General features: G+C 40.7%; 15 protein-coding genes, 1 pseudogene and 1 riboswitch. Of the genes and pseudogenes, 12 read left to right on the top strand and 4 right to left on the bottom strand.

Annotated elements, in window-relative coordinates; all coding sequences use genetic code 11:
- The 7 genes and pseudogenes from L1272_RS01580 to L1272_RS01610 all read left to right on the top strand — a co-directional run bounded on the left by L1272_RS01580 (position 1) and on the right by L1272_RS01610 (position 6,420).
- A complete protein-coding gene (locus L1272_RS01580; RefSeq protein WP_054551090.1) occupies positions 1-921 on the top strand; it encodes an ornithine carbamoyltransferase in 921 nt (306 codons plus the stop codon).
- A 9-nt stretch (positions 922-930) separates the two neighbouring features.
- Positions 931-2,133 carry an argininosuccinate synthase gene (locus L1272_RS01585; protein WP_054551091.1) on the top strand — a complete coding sequence of 401 codons (1,203 nt, stop codon included), beginning with the start codon at positions 931-933 and terminating at the stop codon, positions 2,131-2,133.
- Positions 2,134-2,185: 52 nt separating this feature from the next.
- Positions 2,186-4,050: pseudogene (argH, locus tag L1272_RS01590) on the top strand (argininosuccinate lyase).
- A gap of 252 nt (positions 4,051-4,302) precedes the next feature.
- Positions 4,303-4,512 (top strand): hypothetical protein, encoded by a 210-nt coding sequence (locus L1272_RS01595; protein ID WP_138619250.1) that lies wholly within the window; start codon positions 4,303-4,305, stop codon positions 4,510-4,512.
- A 32-nt stretch (positions 4,513-4,544) separates the two neighbouring features.
- Positions 4,545-5,063 carry a hypothetical protein gene (locus tag L1272_RS01600; protein WP_138619252.1) on the top strand — a complete coding sequence of 173 codons (519 nt, stop codon included), beginning with the start codon at positions 4,545-4,547 and terminating at the stop codon, positions 5,061-5,063.
- A gap of 264 nt (positions 5,064-5,327) precedes the next feature.
- Positions 5,328-5,894: a hypothetical protein gene (locus L1272_RS01605; RefSeq protein ID WP_138619254.1), complete on the top strand. Its 567-nt coding sequence runs from the start codon at positions 5,328-5,330 to the stop codon at positions 5,892-5,894.
- Positions 5,887-6,420, top strand: a complete 534-nt coding sequence (locus L1272_RS01610) for a hypothetical protein (RefSeq protein ID WP_054551097.1) — start codon at positions 5,887-5,889, stop codon at positions 6,418-6,420. Before L1272_RS01605 ends, L1272_RS01610 begins: the two co-directional genes overlap by 8 nt.
- Positions 6,421-6,430: 10 nt before the next feature.
- On the opposite strand, the gene L1272_RS01615 is transcribed toward L1272_RS01610, so the two are convergent.
- Together L1272_RS01615 and coaD are read right to left on the bottom strand one after the other, a co-directional pair.
- Positions 6,431-7,807 (bottom strand): capsule assembly Wzi family protein, encoded by a 1,377-nt coding sequence (locus L1272_RS01615; protein ID WP_235372610.1) that lies wholly within the window; start codon positions 7,805-7,807, stop codon positions 6,431-6,433.
- A complete protein-coding gene (gene coaD / locus L1272_RS01620; protein WP_054551099.1) occupies positions 7,804-8,286 on the bottom strand; it encodes a pantetheine-phosphate adenylyltransferase in 483 nt (160 codons plus the stop codon). The genes L1272_RS01615 and coaD overlap by 4 nt, the downstream gene beginning before the upstream one ends.
- A 217-nt stretch (positions 8,287-8,503) precedes the next feature.
- On the opposite strand from coaD, the gene L1272_RS01625 reads away from it, so the two are divergent.
- Positions 8,504-9,157: a TetR/AcrR family transcriptional regulator gene (locus tag L1272_RS01625; protein WP_054551100.1), complete on the top strand. Its 654-nt coding sequence runs from the start codon at positions 8,504-8,506 to the stop codon at positions 9,155-9,157.
- A 108-nt stretch (positions 9,158-9,265) separates the two neighbouring features.
- Positions 9,266-10,723, top strand: a complete 1,458-nt coding sequence (gene thiI / locus L1272_RS01630; RefSeq protein ID WP_235372611.1) for a tRNA uracil 4-sulfurtransferase ThiI — start codon at positions 9,266-9,268, stop codon at positions 10,721-10,723.
- A gap of 192 nt (positions 10,724-10,915) precedes the next feature.
- On the opposite strand, the gene L1272_RS01635 is transcribed toward thiI, so the two are convergent.
- Both L1272_RS01635 and L1272_RS01640 read right to left on the bottom strand, forming a co-directional pair.
- Positions 10,916-11,809 carry a ketopantoate reductase family protein gene (locus tag L1272_RS01635; RefSeq protein ID WP_235372612.1) on the bottom strand — a complete coding sequence of 298 codons (894 nt, stop codon included), beginning with the start codon at positions 11,807-11,809 and terminating at the stop codon, positions 10,916-10,918.
- Positions 11,802-12,152 (bottom strand): VanZ family protein, encoded by a 351-nt coding sequence (locus L1272_RS01640; RefSeq protein ID WP_054551103.1) that lies wholly within the window; start codon positions 12,150-12,152, stop codon positions 11,802-11,804. Before L1272_RS01640 ends, L1272_RS01635 begins: the two co-directional genes overlap by 8 nt.
- 157 nt (positions 12,153-12,309) lie before the next feature.
- Between L1272_RS01640 and L1272_RS01645 the strand changes: the two genes are divergently transcribed.
- The 3 genes from L1272_RS01645 to L1272_RS01655 all read left to right on the top strand — a co-directional run bounded on the left by L1272_RS01645 (position 12,310) and on the right by L1272_RS01655 (position 15,408).
- Positions 12,310-12,792 (top strand): YajQ family cyclic di-GMP-binding protein, encoded by a 483-nt coding sequence (locus tag L1272_RS01645; RefSeq protein ID WP_054551104.1) that lies wholly within the window; start codon positions 12,310-12,312, stop codon positions 12,790-12,792.
- Positions 12,793-12,935: 143 nt separating this feature from the next.
- A complete protein-coding gene (locus L1272_RS01650) occupies positions 12,936-13,175 on the top strand; it encodes a hypothetical protein (RefSeq protein ID WP_054551105.1) in 240 nt (79 codons plus the stop codon).
- A gap of 189 nt (positions 13,176-13,364) precedes the next feature.
- Positions 13,365-13,520: riboswitch (cobalamin riboswitch) on the top strand.
- Positions 13,521-13,554: 34 nt separating this feature from the next.
- Complete coding sequence (locus L1272_RS01655) at positions 13,555-15,408, top strand: TonB-dependent receptor domain-containing protein (protein WP_138599676.1); 1,854 nt, start codon at positions 13,555-13,557, stop codon at positions 15,406-15,408.
- Positions 15,409-15,461: the final 53 nt, after the last annotated feature.

Genomic DNA, 15,461 nt, shown 5'->3' on the forward strand with positions numbered 1-15,461 from the left:
ATGTTAAAAAATTTCTTAAATGGTCTTGAATTAGACCAAAAAGGCGCACTTAAATTACTAAACTTAGCGCAAAAAATTAAAGCAAACCCAACAGACTTCAGCCAAGCATTAGCGGGCAAATCAGTGGTTACCTTGTTTGAAAAGCCAAGTTTACGTACTCGTTTATCATTTGATATTGGTATTAATAAACTGGGTGGTCACGCAGTTTATTTAGATTCACAAAATGGTGCCATGGGCGCTCGTGAATCGGTTAAAGATTTTGCTCTTAATATCTCAACTTGGGCTGATGGCATTGTTGCTCGTGTGAATGCGCACAAAACACTGACCACACTTGCTGAATATTCATCGGTGCCTGTTGTTAATAGCTTATGTGATTTATATCACCCATGCCAAGCACTTGCTGACTTTCTAACGCTGCAAGAAGTGCATGGCGATGTTAGCAAACTAAAGCTTGCTTACTTAGGTGAAGGTAACAACGTCACACACTCTCTAATGCTATTAGCAGCCAATTTAGGCACTGATTTTGTTGCAGTTTGTCCTAAAGGCAGTTCGCCAGATTCGCAAATTCTCAAGCAAGCAGAGCAAATTGCAGCAATGAATGGCGCGTCTGTTATGGTGAGTGACAGAATTGAGGCGGCAGTTGGCGCAAATGCAGTCTATGCTGATACCTGGGTTTCAATGGGTGATAAAACACCGCTTGAGCAGGTAAAAGCTAAATATATGCCTTATCAGCTTAACCAAGCCCTATTAGAGAAAACCGGTGCGCAGACTGTACTTCACTGTCAGCCAGCGCATCGTGAGTTTGAAATTACCTCTGAGGTAATGGATGGTCCAGCATCAAAAATTATTCAACAAGCAGAGAATCGTATGCACGCGCAAAACGCTCTACTTGTCACATTATTAAATCCAAATTTTGTTTAAGGAACACCAATGAGTTCAATTAAAAAAGTCGTATTAGCCTATTCTGGTGGTCTTGATACATCGGCAATCGTGCCATGGTTAAAAGAAAACTACGGCTGTGAAGTAATCGCGTTTGTTGCTGATGTAGGCCAAGGCGCAGAGGAGCTTGAAGGCGTTGAAGAAAAAGCCATTGCTTCAGGTGCGTCGGAATGCCATATCGTAGACTTAAAAGACGAAATGGTCAGTGATTATATTTACCCAACTTTAAAAACGGGTTCTATTTACGAAGGCACTTATTTACTAGGTACGTCTATGGCGCGTCCAATCATTGCTAAAGCGCAGGTTGAAATTGCCCGTAAAGTAGGCGCTGATGCGCTTTCACATGGTTGTACTGGTAAAGGTAACGATCAGGTGCGTTTTGAGTCATGTTTCGCAGCCCTTGCACCTGATCTAAAAGTGATTGCACCGTGGCGTGAGTGGGACTTATCAAGCCGTGAATCATTACTTGATTACTTAGCTGAGCGTAATATTCCGTGTTCTGCGTCAGCTACAAAAATTTATAGCCGTGATGCTAATGCTTGGCACATTTCTCACGAAGGTGGTGAGCTTGAAGATCCATGGTGCCAACCAAGTGATCAAGTATGGACGTGGACTAACTCGCCTGAGCAAGCACCTAATGAAGCAGAATATGTAACATTAAACGTTGTTGAAGGTGAAGTGGTTGCTGTTAACGGTGAGTCATTAAAACCATATGACTGCTTAGTTAAATTAAATGACATTGCTGCGCCGCATGGTGTGGGTCGTGTTGATATCGTAGAAAACCGTTTAGTGGGTATGAAGTCGCGTGGCTGTTATGAAACACCAGGAGGCACTGTGATCATGGCTGCTCTTCAAGCGATTGACGAGTTAGTGCTAGATAAATCAAGCCGTAAATGGAAAGAAGTGCTTGGTGGTGAGTTCTCTCATTTAGTCTATGATGGTCGTTGGTTTACACCATTAAAAGACTCGATTCTTGCAGGTGCTGAATCACTGTCTAAGTTAGCAACGGGTGAAGTAGTGCTTAAGCTTTATAAAGGCCAAGTCACTGCGGTACAGAAAAAATCACCGAATAGCTTATACAGCGAAGATTTCGCAACCTTCGGCGAAGATGATGTATATGACCAATCTCATGCAGAAGGCTTCATTCGTTTATTCTCGCTTTCAAGCAGAATCTCAGCACTAACGAAAAAGTAATTTAATTATTGCCCTGCATTGCAGGGCAATAGCCGAATTTGGAGACAGTTCAATGGCACTATGGGGCGGACGTTTTTCTACGGGTCCAGATGAAGCGTTTAAACAATTCAACGATTCACTTCCTTTTGATTATCAACTTGCAGAGCAAGACATTATTGGTTCAGTTGCATGGGCTGGAGCGTTAAAACAAGTAAACGTTTTAAATCAGCAAGAATACGATGACTTAGTTGCGGCACTTAATAAGCTGTTAGATGAGGTTAAAGCGAACCCACAAGCAGTGGCTGTAGCAGGGCATGAAGATATTCATTCTTATGTTGAATCAGCACTGATTGATAAAGTGGGTGACCTTGCTAAAAAGTTACACACTGGTCGTAGCCGTAATGACCAAGTAGCAACAGATTTCCGTTTATGGTGTCGTGATACAGCTGAGCATATTCTTGAAGCAATCGCAGAGCTGAAAGGTGAGTTTATTGCCTTAGCTGAGCGTGAGCTTGGCACTATTTTACCGGGTTACACACACTTACAGCGTGCACAACCTGTGTTATTTAGTCATTGGTGTATGGCTTATGTTGAAATGCTTGAGCGTGATGAGAGCCGCTTAACCGATGCCAAAAACCGTATGAATTATTGCCCACTTGGTAGCGGTGCATTAGCCGGTACTGCGTACCCAATTGATAGGCAAATGCTTGCCGAAGGGTTAGGTTTTACCGGTGCCACGCGCAATAGCCTAGATGCCGTATCTGACCGTGACTTTGTAGTTGAGCTATTAAGCTGCGCATCGATTTCGATGATTCACTTATCGCGTATGGCCGAAGATTTAATTTTCTATAACTCGGGTGAAGCGGGCTTTATTGAGCTTTCTGATGGGGTAACATCAGGCTCTTCACTAATGCCACAAAAGAAAAACCCAGATGCACTAGAGTTAATTCGTGGTAAAACTGGCCGCGTTTTTGGCGCATTCAGTGCCATGATGATGACATTAAAAGCCCTGCCGCTTGCTTACAATAAAGATATGCAAGAGGACAAAGAGGGCTTATTTGATGCGATGCCAACTTGGCTGGCATGTATTCATATGGCGCAAGCGTGTATCAAAGGCATTAAAGTTAATGCAGATAAAACATTAGCAGCTGCAAAAGGTGGTCACTCAAATGCAACTGAACTTGCTGACTATTTAGTGGCTAAAGGTATTCCATTTAGAGAAGGTCACCACATTGTTGGTACGCTTGTGCAAATGGCTATCGCACAAGGGAATAACTTAGAAGATTTAAGTTTAGAGCAATTTAAGTCAGTACATAGCATTTTCGAATCAGATGTATATCCTGTATTAGAAATAGACGCCTGTATTAAAGCAAGGCAAGCACAGGGTGGCACCTCTCTTGAGCAAGTAACAAGTGCCATTAAATACGCAAAAAAAAACAGCAAATAGCGGTACGTGACGCAACCTTAAATGATGTTGAGTCCATCGCTAAGCTTATTCAGCATTGGGCTACGGTAGGTGAAAACCTACCACGAGCTAAAAGCGACATGATTCACTCAATCAATGAGTTTGCTGTCACTGAAGTTGAAAACCAAGTTGCTGGCTGTGCCTCGCTGTATATTTACGATACCGGCCTTGCTGAAATTCGCTCGCTTGGGGTGAACCCCGAATCACGAATTGCCGGGCAGGGACGTCAACTTGTTGAACATTTGCTAAAAAAAGCCAAAAGCTTGGCGCTTAGTCGGGTAATTGTTCTGACAAGAGTGCCAGAATTTTTTGCAAGCCAAGGTTTCAGCTTTTGTAGCAAAGACAGTTTGCCAGAAAAAGTGATCAAAGATTGTGAGCTTTGCCTTCGTAAAGATAATTGCGATGAAGTGGCAATGGAATATATTTTAAAGCCAAGTAATAGCGCGGTGATCCCGTGTAAACACGTGGCTTAATTTTCCCTGGATAGGAAAAACGCACGGTTACCCCTGTGCGTTTTTTTATGTCTGAAATTTAGATTTACTGACTTTTATGATCAAAATGATCAACTTTTGTAAAAGTTGGATCGTTAATTGCTTTTATTATCAATGCGGTGGCAACGTCGCGATGAAGTATAAAAAAGCGTCAAAAAAATGAGAACGCTTAACTCAGCTTACAAGCTATTGTAAGCTACACTGAAAAAACAATTAACTTAAAGGAATTAACTTATGCAAGTTTCAAACAATAGCCAATTGCAAATGCAAGCTTATAGCCAAATGCAACAAACAAAGCCTGCTTTGGAACAAACTACTAGTAATAAAACCCTGCAATCTGATACAGTAACTTTATCAAAAGAAGCGCTGTCTTTATCAGGTGGTGTAGAGATTCAACGTGGCGGTGGTGGTATCACTACTGATCCAGATCGTCGTCCATCATAGTAGGCGATGAAGATTCAACAACGAGCGGGTGTATGTACTTTGATTTGACGTCATTAGGTATTCATTTTGATACAATTATAATTTGGGGTCTTCTAATGGCTTCTCTTTATAATATATTTCTAAAATTTGCCGTTGATGAAAGAAGCGACTCCCCACTCGTTGTATCAATCATTATGTTCCTCTCGTATGGTCTTAGTTATGAAATAGTTGATCTGAATGCAGGTACATCAATCTATTCAATTTGGGCCACATATGACCTTGTTACAATAGCCATTATTTTTCTAGCACACAAAATCTTCAAACTAAGACTTACTTCAACTTTTTATTACATTGCCTTTGGGCTTTCTATAAATACTCTTTTATACCTACTTCTGCATTTAGATATTGTTGTTTTTGGTAGGCAAGAGTATTGGTGGTATTGGAGCTTCTTTTCTATAGGTGTTAACACGGTTGACTTTTTCATGGTTGTTACGCTGGTATTTGGAAAAGATTGGTTAGGCTTATCTAAGTTATTCAAGCCAAAAGTAAGGCAAAAGAATATTAGTTATTGAGCATTCATCTGCTAAAACATCTAGCGTCTTCATAACAAGGTAAATATGACACTGGATTTTCATAATTTACTCTAGTTTACAAATTACTTTATCAAGGCTAGCTGTTTTCGCTAACAGATGTACATGTGTTTGTTGGTAAAGTACTTGGCTCTAAGACTAAAAGTAACAAAAATCATGGTGTAACAGTTTTAATCATCCTGTCTTACATAGAGTCATCTGTGACGTTAATCCTTCTATTAAAAGAGCATCCGAAAGTTCAAATCTATGGCTATTAGTAATTTAATAATAACTATTCAGCAAACGTTAGGCACATATCTAGCTACATTTATTATGTGGGGCTTCTTAATGACTTTTTTATTTAATATGGTAAATCGCTCATCCATCATAAGTAAAGATAAGACATTGATGTGGATCTCTTTGGCTATATTTCTCTCTTACTTACTCACCGACCCATTAGTATCGATGGCTTTTGAAATAGAGTCGTTGAGATATGCTTCTATTTTTATTATTTGGTGTATTCTTGATTTGACATGTTTGGGTGTCATTCTGCTTATTAGTCGAAATAGCCCGATAGAAAAATTCCCAGCCAAGTTGTATGTGATTATTGGCTTGCTAACGAATAGCTGTTTGTTTTTCTGCTTATACCTAGATGTTAGTGTTTACGGGAACGAAGAAAGGTGGTGGTTATGGGATGTATATACAGTCACAGTCAATGTGATGGATCTAACCATGCTGGCCGCCCTGTTAACTAATAAAGACTTTTTTAAGTTAGCGGCATTGTTAAAATACCTTAAGACTAGATGTAGCGTTCAGCGAGAGTTAAATGCTTAAACTAATCCAAGACAACTTTGGAGTATACCTCGCAGCATTCATCATGTGGGGGTTTTTGATGTCGTTTCTTTATAACATGGTAAAGAAATCATCTGTACCGAATGGTGACAAAACAGTGATGTGGATCTCACTTGCACTGTTTATTTCTTACATGATGAGCGACCCATTACTCAATATCGCGCTTGGTTATGATATTTTAGATTCAAGCTTTGCCTATGTCATATGGGCGCTATCTGATTTAACAATTCTGCTAATTGTATGGTTAATTGCTCGAAAGCGAAATCTTGCACAGGCTCCAGCTAAGCTTTATGTGTACACTGGGCTTCTCGTCAATTCATCACTGTTTTTAGCCATGTATTTCGATATTAACTATGCTTATACTGGAAGTTGGTGGTTTTGGGATGTTTACAGTATCACTGTGAATCTGATGGATATCATGATGCTCATCGCTCTTTTCAGTAATAAAGACTTTTTAGGGCTTGTGAAGCTATATAGGCGAGTTCGAGGCCAAGCTGAACCAGCTTGACCTCAATTAGTTAAAAGCGGTATTCCCAACTGGTTCTAAGGGCTGTGTTTGTTTCTGACTCATCGCCTATTTCATCTTTTGAAATAAGCCCCGTCACTTTCCACAGACCATTAAAGACAGATTGTTGATAACCGAGTTCCAACTGTAGCTGACTCATATCTGATGCGAGCTCAGCTTGCGCCGCTTCGCTTTCAATCCAACGAAGCTTGGCATGGCCACCATAACCATTTAGAGTGTGGTAATAGGCGCCAAGGATAGCAGATTTACTTTGTCGTGGTGTTGAGCTGCCAATTAAACGTGAGCGTTGTGTATAGCTACCAGAGCCATATACGCAATCACTAATTTGCTCACAAGTTTGCTCTGTATTTGAGTATTCAAAGTAGCTTTTTAATAGACTTTCTTTCGAGCCAAAATAGCTTTCAACACCTAGCGTATAAAATGGCTCGCTCGGTGCTAAGCCACTTTCATTTCGACCCATTACCTCAGCATAAAAAGCAATAGGTTGAGCCGCTAAAGTGGTTGAGTACTTAACATCTAAGCTAGTTAAACGGTGTGTTGATTCATTGCTTTCGAGTGTAACAGGGTCAATTTCTAGGTTAGTTAAATAATCAGAGCCTGCACTGTTAATTGCTATTTCAAGGCCTGTTAATGGCGTACTTGCAAATCGGAGCGCCCAAAAGTCACCGTCATCTGAGCTATTTAGATATGGCTTTTGTTTGGCGTAAATACCCGTTAACTGCCAGTTACCGATAAATGATAACCAACTTGGGCCTACATATTGTGTATTTGCTCTGGTAAAGCGCACGCCTTTCATTGGCGCCGCATTATTTGATAGTAGTAGGGCGTTATCGTTACTTGGCCCCCACCAATGACTTACTTGCTCTGCACTAAGTGACCAATTTCCTAATAGTACGGCTAAATAGCTGTCTTGGTAAGTAACATGCTGCTTATCAAGGGCATCATCGGCGTAATTTACACTGACTTTAGCGCTAACACGCTTCCCTGTGATTGAACCATAACTATTTACACCGCTTTCTTGCTGGTGGCGTTTACCAAACCCTTGCTGAGACAGTGGCTCGCTGTTGTAGTTTAGGCGAATACCTGAGCTAGTTTTTTGCTTTGCATTATCAAGAGCATGTTTTACATGCTGATACGCAAATAAGCTTTGCTCATCAAGTTGGCTGGTATTGGCAACGTCTAGGTCCCGTGCGATACCTTGCCACATTAATGGGTAGCTATTAATAGGCTGTTTAATAATGCCTTGGTTAAATAGCATTTCGATTGAAGCGCGAAGCAGTGGGTCGTCGCTTTCTATCCATGGCCCAGCAACACTTGGCGCAGAGATCATTAGTAATGCAGTTAAGCTAATGAACTTTTTTAATTTCATCCGTGAATTTTATCCTGTAAGGCTTTGGCTACAATAGGGTCAACAAACTCGCTCACATCGCCATTGTGGCGTGCAACTTCTTTAACTAGAGTTGATGATATAAACGAATTCTTTTCTGCTGGTGTTAAAAATACACTTTCTAGATCAGGGTTTAGACGACGATTCATATTAGCTAACTGAAATTCATAGTCAAAGTCAGACACAGCACGAATACCGCGAATAAGCACTTCGGCTTTATGGTCGCGAGCTAAATCAGCCAATAAGCCAGAAAAACCAATTACACTCACGTTATCAAGGTGCGCCAAAATCTTATTAGCAAGTTCAACACGCTCATCAAGGGTAAAGCAAGGTTGTTTACTTGGATTATGCGCAATGGCAACAATCACTTTATCGAACATTTTTGCCGCGCGATGAATTAAGTCTGTATGGCCATTTGTAAGTGGGTCGAAAGTGCCCGGATAGATTGCAGTAACGTTCATAACATTCAGCGATTTATAAATTTGCTTGCTATATTAACAGTGTTTTCTCGACTATGCAGCTTAGAAAATACGCGTATCGGATTAGGAACCTTCACCTATATAAGGTACTAAGCCGATTGAGGTTAATATTTTTCAAGGTAGTATTTAATTGTCGCGCATTTGTTTATACTGCTCGGCTGGGGACCGTAATAATCATAAAAAACAGAGTAAATAGGCTATGAGCACAAAGGACAAGATCATACACACCAGCATCGAATTATTTAATCGCCACGGTGAGCGTGCCATAACAACTAACCATATTGCTTCGCATATGGGGATAAGCCCAGGTAACTTGTATTATCACTTTAAAAATAAAGAAGATATTATTCGCCACATATTTGCTTTGTATAGCGACCATTTACATACCCACTTTAAGCCACTGACTCCTGACGATGATGCACTAGAAAACCTAGCGGGCTATCTTGATTCGCTATTTGAACTTATGTGGCGTTTTCAGTTTTTCTACGACAACTTAGGCGATATTTTATCTCGTGATGAAGAGCTGAAAAAAGGCTACATTGCGTTTCAAGCTGAGCTTTTGGAACAAGTAAAAGAGGTACTTTTTGCATTACGTGAAGGCGGTATCATCTGCATTGAAGACGAAGATGTCACAGAGCTTGCGCATATGCTTAAAATGACCGTGAGCTTTTGGACACCTTACATCAAAGCTCGCCGCTTAAGCGGCGAACTTGCCAGAGCCGATATTTATAACGGTATTTTAAAGGTATTGCTGCTATTAAAAGCCCATTGCACCGAGCAACACTTAGAGCAAGTAAATCAATTAAGGGCAAAGTATTTAGCCCTTGCTGAAACAGAGCAAAGCGAACTATAACCCCGCAAAGCAGTTTATTTCCTAGACGCTATAATTTTTGTTATAATCGCGCGCCCTTGAGGTTGCTATACCTTAGGGCGTGTGAAATCCACAGTCTAAGAGTGAACTATGCTTAAATTTATCGTCAAATTACACCCTGAAATCGCGATCAAGAGTAAATCTGTTCGTAAGCGTTTTACCAAGTTATTAGAAAATAACATTAAGATCGTTTTGCGTCGTGTTGACGAAAAAGTGCAGGTAAGAAACAATTGGGACAATATCTCTGTTGTTAGCTTGCTAGACTCTGAGCAAGTTCGCTTAGATATTATCGACGGCTTAAAACGCATTCCAGGTATCGTACAGTTTATTGAAGTAACAGAAACAGACTTCGACTCAATCGACGATATTTACCAAAAAGCACTTGAACTAATCGGCCACACGATTGCGGGCAAAACCTTCTGTGTGCGTTGTAAACGTTCTGGTAAGCATGATTTCACATCGAGCGATGTAGAGCGCTACGTAGGTGGTGGTTTAAACCAGCATGTTGAAGGTGCGCGCGTTAAATTATCTCACCCTGAAGTGACTGTTCGCTTAGAAGTACGTGATGATAAAGCATACATTGTTACTCAAACTCACTTAGGTATGGCGGGCTTCCCGTTGCCAACACAAGAAGATGTATTATCGCTTATGTCGGGCGGTTTTGACTCTGGTGTTGCAAGCTACCAAATGATCCGTAAAGGTGCGCGTACTCACTTCTTGTTCTTTAACTTAGGTGGTGCTGCGCACGAAATCGGTGTTAAGCAGGCGAGTTATTATATCTGGAAACAGTTCAGCTCTACTCACAAAGTGAAGTTTGTTACTGTTGATTTTGAACCTGTTGTTGCTGAGATTTTAGAGAATGTTGAAAACAGCCAAATGGGTGTTGTGCTTAAGCGTATGATGATGCGTGCCGGTAGCCAAGTTGCAGAAAAACTAGGTGTACAAGCGCTAGTGACTGGCGAAAGTATTGGTCAGGTATCAAGCCAAACATTGGCTAATCTAAGTGTGATTGACCGTGTGACGGAAACTTTAATCATTCGCCCGTTAATCCAACACGACAAGCAAGATATTATCAATATTGCGCGTCAAATCGGCACAGCAGAGATGGCAGAAAGCATGCCTGAATACTGTGGCGTCATTTCTAAAAAGCCAACGGTTAAAGCTAAAATCAAAACTATTCTTGCCGAAGAAGCTAAGTTTGACTTCGACGTGCTAAATACAGTTGTTGAAAATGCACGTGTGATGGATATTCGCGATATCGACACCGAAGCAAAAGAAGAGGTGAAAGAAGCTGAGTCTGTATCTGATTTACCTGAAGGGGCGGTTGTTGTTGATATTCGCTCACCTGAAGAAGAAGACGCAAACCCACTAGAACTTGAAGGTATTGAAGTTATACATTTACCTTTCTTCCGCTTAGCAACTAAATTTGGTGACTTACCAAAAGATAAAGAATATTACTTATATTGTGCTAAAGGTGTGATGAGTCAGCTACAAGCGCTGATCTTGCACGAAGAAGGCTTTAGCAACGTAAAAGTGTATCGTCCGTAAGAGATACTGATAAAAGCGCGAAATGTTCGCGCTTTTTTAATACCTGAAATAATTACGAGAAACGAGAAACGAGAAACGAGAAACGAGAAACGAGAAACGAGAAACAAGAAGCAAGAAACAAGAAGCAAGAAACAAGAAGCAAGTAACTTTACTCTTTCTCCTTTCCCCTGGTAACTAGTTACTAGTAGCTCATTAACTTTTTATTTTTATCATGCTCAGCATGGCTTGATTATAGGGGGTTTTTATCCCTAACTTAGCACCTTGCTCGCACACATAACCACAAATTGCATCAATTTCAGATTCTCGATTATGGCTGATGTCTTGCTGCATAGAAGAAAAGTTTTCAGCGGTGGCTGTCATCACAGAATAGGCTTGATCCAGCGCCTCGCTGAGTTTTATCTTAACCCCCTGTTTTTTGGCTACCAGGCACGCCTCATTAAGTAAATTAATAATACGCGTGCTAAATTGCGGTGCACGTAGCTGGCCATTTTTTACGTTATGAATCGCTGTTAACGGGTTAATAGCAATATTCACTAACAGTTTCTGCCATCGCAATGAGTGAATATCATCGCTCACAGAAAAATGCGGCAAGTAACTAAACTGCTGCTCAAGCTCGTTGAGCCTTTCGCTTGCAGTTGCATTACATGCGCCTAGCACACTTTCACCATTACCTGTATGGTTTACGCTATAAGGCGTTGTTTTAAAACCAGCTAAACGCGTTGTTAAAAACGCTAATCCTTGCGTATTCAAAAGCTGGGCATTAAGTTCATCAACATTACCCATGCCATTATGAGAAATAACGATTTGGCATGTTCTACTGAGATAAGGTTTTATTTGCTTAAAGGCCGCTTGAACTTGAAATGCTTTTACTGTTATTAACACCAAATCAAAGGGCGCTGTATGACCAAGCTCTTTGTGATTAATGAGATGGGCTTTGATAGGGTGTGATTTACCATTGCTTGCTTGATAAAAACGTGTGGTCAGGGTCGGCTTACGGGTCAGTAATGTGATGTCATGTTGTGCAGATAAAAAATGGCTAAACAATAAGCCAATCGCACCATCGCCAACAATTAAAACATTAGCCATTACGTTGCTTTCTACCTAAATGAAAACCAAGTTTTATAGCAAAATAGCTGATGGCACCAATAAAGTCAGCGATAAAGTCACCAACCGAGGCTTGACGGTAAGGCAGCATATCTTGCATAAACTCAATGGCCGCACCATATCCGGCTAACAGTAAAATTTGCACCATAAGTGGTAATTTAAAGGCTTTATCCATCACCAAAGCCAGTACAAAGAAAATACCAAAATGCGCCACTTTATCTACGTGTGGGAAGAGGTTACTCACCCCTTTAATTTCTTTGGCAAACAAAATCGTAAAGCCAATAATGCTGGCTAAAAAGATAACTTGGTAAACACGCCTTGTCACAATAAACCCTAAAAATGCCGAAATTGAATGGCCAGTATATCAAACAATTTTTGCATCGCACCTGAACAAGCCGGATAAAAATAGAAAGAATCGACAAATAAGCGTTATAATTGCCAACCATAAATGAATTTAAAAAAGACTATGTTAGGAGAACCCTATGCCTTCATTTGATATTGTTTCTGAAGTAGAAATGAACGAAGCGCAGAATGCAGTAGATAATGCAAAGCGTGAACTAGAGACACGCTTTGATTTTCGTGGTGTTGATGCATCAATCGAACTAAGTGATAAAGTAATCAAGTTAAAAGCAGAAGCACCGCAACAAGTAATGCAACTTTTTGACATTCTTGCTGCGAAAATTTCAAAGCGTGGCTTAGATGTATCTAGCCTTGAGCTTAAAGATGAATCGCGTAGCGGTAAATACGTAATGCGTGACGTTGCTCTGAAGCAAGGTATCGAAAAAGACGTAGCGAAGAAAATCGTTAAGTTAATCAAAGATTCAAAAATTAAAGTACAAGCTGCTATTCAAGGTGAAGAATTACGTGTAACTGGTAAAAAGCGTGATGATTTACAAGAAGCAATGCAAGTTGTTCGTACTGCTGATTTAGGTCAACCATTCCAGTTCAAAAACTTCCGCGATTAATACTCTATGTTTTTAGCTTTAGGCTGTAAGTTTTAAGCTATAAGCCTACAAGTTTTTGAACTTTACAAGGAGCGTATTTTGAGACAAATATTAGGTTACAGAGAAAAAGATATCTTCTAGCTATTTTCAGCTAGAGGATATTTATGTCAGTAAAAAACAAAGCAATAGATCGTAATAAACACGGTAAAATAAACAGAAAATACACAGGCCCACACAGTACTTATTTTTACCAACAAACACCAAGTTGGTGGGTGAAAATGACGATGACCAAACCAAGAAGACGTTTAAATAAAGCTCTTTGTAAGCTTGTGCTGAATGGTGCTGACCCAGAAGGAATTGTTTTTCCGTTAGGAAACTCGAAACCCCATGAGTATTTCTGGTAATCATTGTTTTATAAAAGCCAATCAGCCATGCTGATTGGCTTTTTTACTTTAGGCTTACACCTTGGCACTTAACTTGCAGCTTGAAGCTTTAGACTTATAACTTTGGTTTAGAAGTATAGCCGTCCATTGACTTTCCTCCCCAAAATCATCACAATAACGGCCTATTTTCGAGGTGCTTGCTGTATCTTCAGATACGTTTTATTTCAAAGGGTGAAATAGTCGCAAGATAATCGGGAAGTTGGTGCGTTTTCAGGGAGAAAACAATGCCAACACTGCCCCCGCAACGGTAATGTAGATGCCATGCATGTACAGAGTCCGGAGACCGGCCTTGAAGTAACTTACTATTCGCGTGTGCGGTGGGCACAGGCTAGGGGATATCATGCTAAATAAATCTGCGTTAGGCGTAGCGGTTGCTGCTGCGTTGTCTTTTTCTGTATCTGCTGACGAGCAATCAATCGAGCACATCACAGTTTCTGCCAATAAATTCGAACAATCAATTAATGATGTATTAGCCAGTGTTACTGTCATTGACCGCGCTGATATTGAAGCAAGCTATGTTCGTGACTTACCAAGCTTACTAGCCACTCAAGCAGGCTTTCAAATTAATGCCAATGGTGGTTTTGGGCAAAGCTCTGGTGTGTCATTACGTGGTGCAAGTTCTCGTCATACACTTATTTTAATTGATGGTGTACGCACAGGCTCTGCAACACTTGGCTATAAAAGTATTAGCAATATTCCTTTAAACAGTATTGAGCGTGTTGAAGTAATTAAAGGCTCACGTGCAGCTGTATATGGTTCTGATGCGCTAGCTGGTGTGATTAATATCATTACCCGTAAAGCACAAAACACGACCTTAGATGTTACTTTTGGCTCAGACTCTTACCAAGAGTACCAAGTAGCGACAGGTGGTCAGTTTGCAGGTGTTGATGTTGCCGTTAATGCCGGTTATGAAAAAACAGATGGTTTTGATGTTCTGCAAGGCTTAGCGCCAGATGAAGACGGCTACGAGAACAAAAACCTTGGCTTTAATCTTGGTTATCAAAATGAGCAGTTAGGTGAGTTTTTAGCGCAAGCACAATACTCAGAAGGCGAAGCAAAATACGATAGCGCTTATAGCCCTGCAGACAGCACCGTAGAAAAAGGCGAGTTCGAAAATTACCAAGCTTCACTAGGTTGGAAAAAAGCTTTCGAAAAACACAGCCATGCCATTGATATTGCCATATCAAGTGACAGTTCAGATGACTCGCGCATTGATTACACGGGTGCAACGGTGGTTGATAAGTTTGAAACTGAGCGTGAGCAAATTGATTACAATGGTCAATACTTTTTCAATCAAGCACTGACTCTTAGTGGCGGTCTGAATTGGTATAAAGATGAAGTGAACACTAACTCAGGTACTTATTTAAAAGACAGCCGTGAAGTATTCGCTGCGTTTGTTGGCGCTTATTATGACGACGAACACGTGCTGGCAAACCTAACCGTTCGCCAAGATGATGATCAGCAGTTTGGTGATGAAACAACTTACACTGCAGCTGTTGGCTATCACTTAAATGACATCGCGACATTCCGCGTAAGTCAAAGCACAGGTTTTAAATCTCCAACATTTAATGACCTATATTACCCGGGCTCAGGTAACCCAGAGTTAAACCCTGAAACATCAGATAACCAAGAGCTTGGCTTATCACTCAATGTGAATGATATCAGCCTTGATATTGCGATTTTCCGCAGCGAAATCGACAACAAAATCGCTTGGGCACCAAATGCATCAGGGCAGTGGATCCCAACTAATATAAACGAAGCTCGCCACGAAGGTGTTGAGTTTAGCTTTAAAAACCAAGTGTTTGGCTTTGATCACAGCTTTAACTTTACCTACCTTTCTGCGGAAGATACTGAGACAGGTCAGTCACTAACCTATGTGTCAAATCACAGTGTGAATTGGTCATTAAACAAAGCATGGGGTGATTTTGATGCTGGTATCGATATGCAATACCGTGGTGATCGTGATGGCAAGTTAACGCACTTACCATCGTATACGTTATGGAATTTAGTTGGTCACTACCAAGCGACTGACAACTTAACAGTGTCACTTCGTGTAGAAAACCTATTCGATAAAGAGTACAACGCCGTTGATGCCTATGGTACAGACCTAGATGGTGATTACATCAACGACGAATTTTATTATTACAACACGGCCGAGCGTCGCTTGTTTGTAGGTGCCCGTTATCAGTTCTAATAATAAGGAAAATTATTAGTTCTGCGTTTAAAAGCTCGCTACCTACTTAGCGG

The organism is Pseudoalteromonas sp. PAST1 (genome assembly GCF_021532515.1).
In the GTDB taxonomy this organism is placed as follows: Bacteria; Pseudomonadota; Gammaproteobacteria; order Enterobacterales; family Alteromonadaceae; genus Pseudoalteromonas; species Pseudoalteromonas simplex.

Bases quoted from the DNA above. Each gene is read 5' to 3' on its own strand.
- L1272_RS01605 (WP_138619254.1), top strand. From the start codon at position 5,328: ATGGCTATTAGTAATTTAATAATAACTATTCAGCAAACGTTAGGCACA.
- thiI (WP_235372611.1), top strand. From the start codon at position 9,266: ATGCTTAAATTTATCGTCAAATTACACCCTGAAATCGCGATCAAGAGT.
- L1272_RS01650 (WP_054551105.1), top strand. From the start codon at position 12,936: ATGTCAGTAAAAAACAAAGCAATAGATCGTAATAAACACGGTAAAATA.
- L1272_RS01580 (WP_054551090.1), top strand. From the start codon at position 1: ATGTTAAAAAATTTCTTAAATGGTCTTGAATTAGACCAAAAAGGCGCA.
- L1272_RS01595 (WP_138619250.1), top strand. From the start codon at position 4,303: ATGCAAGTTTCAAACAATAGCCAATTGCAAATGCAAGCTTATAGCCAA.
- coaD (WP_054551099.1), bottom strand. From the start codon at position 8,286: ATGAACGTTACTGCAATCTATCCGGGCACTTTCGACCCACTTACAAAT.
- L1272_RS01610 (WP_054551097.1), top strand. From the start codon at position 5,887: ATGCTTAAACTAATCCAAGACAACTTTGGAGTATACCTCGCAGCATTC.
- L1272_RS01615 (WP_235372610.1), bottom strand. From the start codon at position 7,807: ATGAAATTAAAAAAGTTCATTAGCTTAACTGCATTACTAATGATCTCT.
- L1272_RS01625 (WP_054551100.1), top strand. From the start codon at position 8,504: ATGAGCACAAAGGACAAGATCATACACACCAGCATCGAATTATTTAAT.
- L1272_RS01635 (WP_235372612.1), bottom strand. From the start codon at position 11,809: ATGGCTAATGTTTTAATTGTTGGCGATGGTGCGATTGGCTTATTGTTT.
- L1272_RS01645 (WP_054551104.1), top strand. From the start codon at position 12,310: ATGCCTTCATTTGATATTGTTTCTGAAGTAGAAATGAACGAAGCGCAG.
- L1272_RS01600 (WP_138619252.1), top strand. From the start codon at position 4,545: ATGTACTTTGATTTGACGTCATTAGGTATTCATTTTGATACAATTATA.
- L1272_RS01585 (WP_054551091.1), top strand. From the start codon at position 931: ATGAGTTCAATTAAAAAAGTCGTATTAGCCTATTCTGGTGGTCTTGAT.
- L1272_RS01655 (WP_138599676.1), top strand. From the start codon at position 13,555: ATGCTAAATAAATCTGCGTTAGGCGTAGCGGTTGCTGCTGCGTTGTCT.